At 74.4% G+C, this 5,927-nt stretch carries 6 protein-coding genes; 1 reads left to right on the forward strand and 5 read right to left on the reverse strand.

What is annotated here, in order from left to right; translation table 11 throughout:
• Positions 1–292: 292 nt before the first annotated feature.
• The 4 genes from AB0D45_RS34345 to AB0D45_RS34360 form a co-directional block, all read right to left on the reverse strand.
• Positions 293–664 (reverse strand): hypothetical protein, encoded by a 372-nt coding sequence (locus tag AB0D45_RS34345; RefSeq protein WP_361608312.1) that lies wholly within the window; start codon positions 662–664, stop codon positions 293–295.
• A complete protein-coding gene (locus AB0D45_RS34350) occupies positions 654–2,417 on the reverse strand; it encodes a hypothetical protein (RefSeq protein WP_362466517.1) in 1,764 nt (587 codons plus the stop codon). The genes AB0D45_RS34345 and AB0D45_RS34350 overlap by 11 nt, the downstream gene beginning before the upstream one ends.
• A 170-nt stretch (positions 2,418–2,587) precedes the next feature.
• Positions 2,588–3,577 (reverse strand): malate dehydrogenase, encoded by a 990-nt coding sequence (locus tag AB0D45_RS34355; protein WP_362466520.1) that lies wholly within the window; start codon positions 3,575–3,577, stop codon positions 2,588–2,590.
• A gap of 236 nt (positions 3,578–3,813) precedes the next feature.
• Entirely contained in the window at positions 3,814–4,416 is a 603-nt protein-coding gene (locus AB0D45_RS34360; RefSeq protein WP_362466529.1) for a short chain dehydrogenase, read from the reverse strand.
• 79 nt (positions 4,417–4,495) lie between these two features.
• On the opposite strand from AB0D45_RS34360, the gene AB0D45_RS34365 reads away from it, so the two are divergent.
• Positions 4,496–5,389: a LysR family transcriptional regulator gene (locus tag AB0D45_RS34365; protein ID WP_362466523.1), complete on the forward strand. Its 894-nt coding sequence runs from the start codon at positions 4,496–4,498 to the stop codon at positions 5,387–5,389.
• Here AB0D45_RS34365 and AB0D45_RS34370 read toward each other — a convergent pair.
• On the reverse strand, positions 5,376–5,927 hold a 552-nt coding region (locus AB0D45_RS34370), incomplete at its 5' end, for a DUF3017 domain-containing protein (protein WP_362466526.1). The two genes, AB0D45_RS34365 and AB0D45_RS34370, sit on opposite strands and share 14 nt — an antisense overlap.

Below are 5,927 nucleotides of genomic sequence, written 5' to 3' on the forward strand. Positions count from 1 at the left end.
CCCTTCCTGGCGCCGGGGCCGGCGGGGGCGGCGGGGGCGGGGGCGGCACCGGGGGCCACGGCTCGTGGTACCCGGACCCGGTCGGCCCGGGCGGCGTCAGAGGCAGGGTGGGCAGCTGCGGCGGCATGGGCGGCTGCGCGGGCGGCTGCGGCGGCGCGGCGGCCCGGTCGGGAGCCGCCGGGGATCCGGCCGCCGGACCCGGATCCGGCGCGGGGGCCGCCGCCGGGGCCGGACCCCACTCCCACCGCTGCGACTGCGGGTCCCAGCGGGCACCGTCGGACGAGGGCACCGGTCAGCCTCCCAGCGAGGCGAGCAGCCCGCCCAGCGCGGTGGCCGCGCTCAGCGTCTCCACCAGCGGGGCCCACCGCTCCAGCGCGCCGCGCAGCCGCGCGGGCAGGCCTGGCCGGATCTGTTCGGCCTCCTCCAGTTCCCCGGCGGCCTCGTCGAGTTCGGCGTCGAGCGCCGCCCGCTCGGTGCTGCGGGGCAGCCGGACGAGGGCGGCGCGCAGTTCGCGTACGGCCTCCAGCAGTTCCTCCGCGCCGGGTGCCCGGTCCTGCGCACCGCCGCCGTTGTGGACGGTGTTGGTGTTGTTGCTGCCACCGAAGCTCACGGCGCTGCCGTGTACGTTGTCCATCCGGATCCCGCGCTGGTCGTCAGTTCCCACCGCTTCTCCCCCTGCCGCTCGTGCCGACGGTGTTGGTGTTGTGGCTGCCGTTGAAGCTGGCCGCGCTGTTGTTCATCGACTGGATGTAGATGCCGCCCTCGGCGACGTGCACCGCTCGCTGCGCGAACTCCTCGGTGTGCCAGCCGGACTCGTGCAGGGCGACGGTAACCCCGCCGACCACCCGGTCCTGAATGGTTTTGAGGTACCGGGCGAGGTCCATGAGGTGGAAGAGGGAGCCGTCGTCCTGGGCGGCGAGTTCCCGCACGGACAGCTCAGGCCCCTCCGGGCGCGCTCCGCCGTGGCCGCCGGTGACGATCCGCCACCAGCTGGCGACGCCGCGGCCCAGGGTGGCGACGGATCCGGCGAACGAGCCGGGGGTCGCGGCCAGCGCCTCGACCGCCTTGCCGAACCAGGTGTTGTTCAGCAGGCGCTGGGCGGCCGCGTCGGCGTTCTGGAACCGGGTGCGCACCGGCAGCAGCACGTGCGGGGCCACTTCCAGCATCAGCATGCGGCCCTGGGTGTGGACCCGTACGAAGACGGTGACGACGAGGTTCTCGTCCCAGCCGCCGACCCGGATGCGCAGGAAGTGCCTGCGCCGCTCCCCGCCCTCCTCTATGGCGCCGAGCCGGTGCTCGGCGAACTGCTGCGGGGTCAGCGGAGCCACGTCCCGGTGCGGGAGCCCGACGGCCGGCAGGAAGACGCACTCGTCGACGACCAGCTCGCGCAGCCGGTCCAGCACGGCGTCCTGGGCCGCCCGCGTGCCGTGCGGCGACGGCACGCGCAGGGCGTGCAGCAGCGGGACGATGCGCTGCACGATGTGGGCGTTGGTGACGGGCTGCGGCTTCTGGCCGGGGTCGAGGCCTTCGCGGGGGCGCAGTTCGACGGACAGCTGCCAGGGCCGGAAGGCGGCGCCCGCCCCGGTGAACGGGGCGTTGATGTTGTACATGACCAGCGGGGCGTGCTGTTCGCCCCGGATCCGGGCGCGGACCCGGGCGAAGCGGGGGCTCTGGGTGCTCTCGGCGGGGTCGTTCGCCTGGTCGGCGTACCGGGGCGGGGAGAGTTCGGTGGAGACGATCCGGGCGGCGTGCCCGCGCTGGAGGGCGACGAGGGCCACGACGGCCGCGAACACCGCGGGGGTCAGCCAGACGATCGGCGAGCCGGACGGATCCCCGGATCCGCTGTAGCGGCCGTACTCCCCGTACCCGCCGGACCCGTATCCGGAGCTGCCCGAGGTGAGCGAGAAGAAGTCCAGGAACTCGGCGATGGCCAGTGCCTCCCCGGTCGCGGCCGCCCAGAGCCCGAAGACGACGAGGAGCAGCGAGATCCACGCGTAGATCCGCACCAGCAGCCCGAGGAAGCGTACGAGGGGGTTGCGCCGGGCGCGCAGCCAGTTGGCCAGGCTCAGCATCAGGAAGGGGACGAGCAGCAGGGTGAGGCCCCCGCTGGTCAGCAGGGAGCCCACCAGCCAGGCGCCGATGATCCCGCCGGCCCAGGCCAGTTCGATGCGGCGGGCGCGCAGCGCGTGGGCGAGCACGCGGGTGGCGTCGAAGCCGTAGGACGGGGCGGCGATGCGCTCTTCGTGGACGTACAGCTCGTCGATCACGCGGTCGCGGTACGCGGCGTCGAGGTAGGTTCCCGCGCACAGGAGGCGGCCGGCCTCGCTGACCGCGGGGTGCACCGGTGGGCGGCCGTGGCGAGGGTCCGCCCCGGCGTCACCGCCGCCGGACTGAGGGGGAATCAGGTGGTCGGTCACCGGGCGACCTTATTTTCCACCTACAGGGATAGACAGGTGCTTTCACGCCAAAGCGCCCCGGCCAGGTTTGGCCGGGGCGCAAGGACGTTCGCGACGCGCACACGATCGGGTGAACCCGATCAGCGGCCGCCGTCGGCGCGCCGGGATCGGCCCGCCGGAGACCGGCTCGGTCAGATCAGGCCGAGCTCGCGCACCGCGTCGCGCTCCTCGACGAGCTCCGCCACGGACGCGTCGATGCGGGTCCGGGAGAACTCGTTGACGTCCAGGTCCTGGACGATCTCGTACTTGCCGTCGGCGCAGGTGACGGGGAAGGAGGAGATGATGCCCTCCGGGACGCCGTAGGAGCCGTCCGACGGGATGCCCATGGAGGTCCAGTCGCCCGCGGCGGTGCCGTTGACCCAGGTGTGCACGTGGTCGATGGCGGCGTTGGCGGCCGAGGCGGCCGAGGAGGCGCCACGGGCGTCGATGATCGCGGCACCGCGCTTGGCGACGGTCGGGATGAAGGTGTCGGCCAGCCACTGCTGGTCGTTCACGACCTCGGCGGCGTTCTTGCCGGCGATCTCCGCGTGGAAGATGTCGGGGTACTGGGTCGCCGAGTGGTTGCCCCAGATGGTCAGGCGCTTGATGTCGGTGACGTCGGCACCGGTCTTCTGCGCGAGCTGCGAGATCGCCCGGTTGTGGTCCAGGCGGGTCATCGCGGTGAAGCGCTCGGCCGGTACGTCCGGGGCGGCGGCCTGCGCGATGAGCGCGTTGGTGTTGGCCGGGTTGCCCACGACCAGGACCTTGATGTCGTCGGCCGCGTGCGCGTTGATCGCGGCGCCCTGCGGCTTGAAGATGCCGCCGTTGGCGGAGAGCAGGTCACCGCGCTCCATGCCCTTGGTGCGCGGGCGGGCGCCCACGAGCAGCGCGACGTTGGCGCCGTCGAAGCCCTGGTTCGGGTCGTCGAAGATGTCGATGCCCTTCAGGAGCGGGAAGGCGCAGTCGTCGAGCTCCATGGCGGTGCCCTCGGCGGCCTTCATGCCCTGGGGGATCTCCAGGAGGCGGAGCTTGACCGGCACGTCCGCGCCGAGCAGGTGGCCGGACGCGATGCGGAAGAGCAGCGCGTAGCCGATCTGGCCGGCGGCGCCGGTGACAGTGACATTCACGGGAGTGCGGGTCATGGCCTTCTCCGTTAGACAGCTGGCGGTGGGGCGTCCCCGCCCCATGTGCTGGGTCCCAAGTACTGGGGAGGACGCCGCTTCCCTGTCCTGTGAATCTTGACGTGAAGAGACATCCGCGGTCAGGCTATCCGACCCGCGGGGCCCCCAATCCCCCGGTCCCTGTGGTCCACGGCACACGGAGGGCCGGGGCCCGGCGTTTCGAAGGTCCGGCCGGGTGGCGGGCCTGCGCCCGCGTCCTACTCCACCCGGAAGACCTCCCCGGTCCGGTGCCCTTCGACGGACTTGACGTAGGCGTTCGCCGCGCGGGCGACCGGCACCGGGTCGAATCCGGCGAAGGTGTCCCCGTACGCGTCGAGGGACTCGGTGAAGACGGTCGGGCTGACGGCGTTGATCCGCTGGCGGCCCGGCAGTTCGATGGCGGCGGCCCGCACGAAGGCCTCGACCGCGCCGTTGACGAGGGAGGCGACGGAGCCGGTGAGCAGGGGTTCGCGCGCCAGGATGCCGGTGATCAGGGTGAAGGAGGCGTGCGCGGGCAGCCGGGCGGCGCCCTGGCGGACCAGCTCGATCTGGCTGACGGCCTTGCCCTCCAGGCCCTCGCGGACGTCGGCGGTGGTCAGCGAGGACAGCGGCCGCCAGGGGACGCTGCCGGCGGCGTTCGCCACCGCGTCCAGCGGGCCGGCCGCGTCGTACAGGGCCCGGACGGACTCCGGGTCGGTGATGTCGACGTACAGGTCCGCACCCTTGCGGGAGGCGGTGACCACGTCGTGGCCGCGCTCGCGCAGGGCGGTGTGGACGGCGCGGCCGAGGGTTCCGCCGGCTCCGACCAGGAGCACCTTCAGAGGATTCATACGACGAGCTTCCGCCCCGGCCACCGTGAAGTCCAGCTACTTCAGCTACACCCGTCGTTAAGCTGAGCTCATGCTTGACGTGAAACGGATGGTCATACTCCGGGACCTGGCCGAGCACGGGAAGGTGACCGTGGTCGCCGAGCTGCACCGGGTGACCCCCTCCGCGGTCTCGCAGCAGCTGCGCGCCCTGGAGGCCGAGGCGGGCGCCGCCCTCGTCGAGCGGGAGGGGCGCGGCCTGCGGCTCACCCCGGCCGGCGCGGCGCTCGCCGCCGCCTGCGAGCCGGTGCTGGCCGCGCTGGAACGCGCCGAGGGGGCGGTACGGGCCCTCGACACCGGCCCGGCCGGGGAGCTGTACGTCGGCTGCGCCCCGAGCGCGCTGGCCACGGTCGCCGCGCCGCTCGTCGCCGCCCTGGCCCGGCGCCACCCGGGCCTGCGGCCGCGCGTGGTCCAGGCGGACCCGGAGGAGGCCGTGCCGCAGCTGCGCGGGCGGCGCCTGGACCTCGCGGTGACGTACGCGTACCCCCTGCTCGGCGCCGCGCCCGCGAGCGGCACCACCGCCGTCCCGCTGTTCGAGGACCCGCTGTGCCTGGCGCTGCCCGAGGCGCTGCTGCCGGCCTACGAGCGGGAGGGGCCGGCGGCGCTGCGCGGGGCCGACTGGGTGTCGGCGCCGGCCCCGAGCAGCTGCCGGGAGATGCTCGTGCACACCTGCCGCAACGCCGGGTTCACCCCGCGCATCGCGCACGAGTGCGCCGACCTGCGGGCCGGGCTGTGGCTGGTCGCCGCCGGGCGGGCCGCCGCGGTCCTGCCGAAGCTGCTGTGCGACGCGCCGCCGCCCGGCACGGCGGTGGTGGAGCTGCCGGGCCGGGGGCGGACCCTCCAGGCACTGGTGCGGGCCGGTACGGAGTCCCGTCCGGCCGTCGCCGCGGCCCTGGACGCCCTGCTGGACCTCACTAGCGGACGGTGAAGCGGACCACGCTCTCCAGGAACGGGATCTCCAGCCCCTGCGGCTCCATCACCAGCGCGAGCAGGGTGATGGCCACCCCCAGCACCCCGTACGTGATCATGTCCGTGAAGCGGGAGCGCACCGCGAGCATGCCCACCGAGGGCAGGACGCGGCGCAGTACCGCGGCCGCGATCAGCGCGACGCCCATCACCAGGCAGCCGACCCGCGGATGGCCCACCGCGGTGGACAGCAGCCCGACCGCGGTGGCGCCGAGGACGCTGAGCATCGGCCACTGACGGGCGGGCGTGGACACCGCTCCGGGGATGGCACGGCCGGCGCCCTCGGGGCGGGCCGTGTCCTGGGTGACGGTGGGGAAGCGCCGGGACCGCGCGGCGCTCTGCGCGGCGGGCGCGGCCTTCTCCGGCTCGGCGCCCCCGGGCCCCTCCGGCCCCCGGCCGGCTTCGGGGCCGACGGCGGCACCGGCCGCCGCATCCGCCGCGGCACCCGTCCGCGCGCCCGTACCGGCCGCCTTCCCCGGGCCGGGCGCGGCGCCCGGTTC

This window comes from Streptomyces sp. NPDC048352, assembly GCF_040651895.1.
Classification (GTDB): domain Bacteria; phylum Actinomycetota; class Actinomycetes; order Streptomycetales; family Streptomycetaceae; genus Streptomyces.

Bases quoted from the DNA above. Each gene is read 5' to 3' on its own strand.
- AB0D45_RS34355 (WP_362466520.1), bottom strand. From the start codon at position 3,577: ATGACCCGCACTCCCGTGAATGTCACTGTCACCGGCGCCGCCGGCCAG.
- AB0D45_RS34365 (WP_362466523.1), top strand. From the start codon at position 4,496: ATGCTTGACGTGAAACGGATGGTCATACTCCGGGACCTGGCCGAGCAC.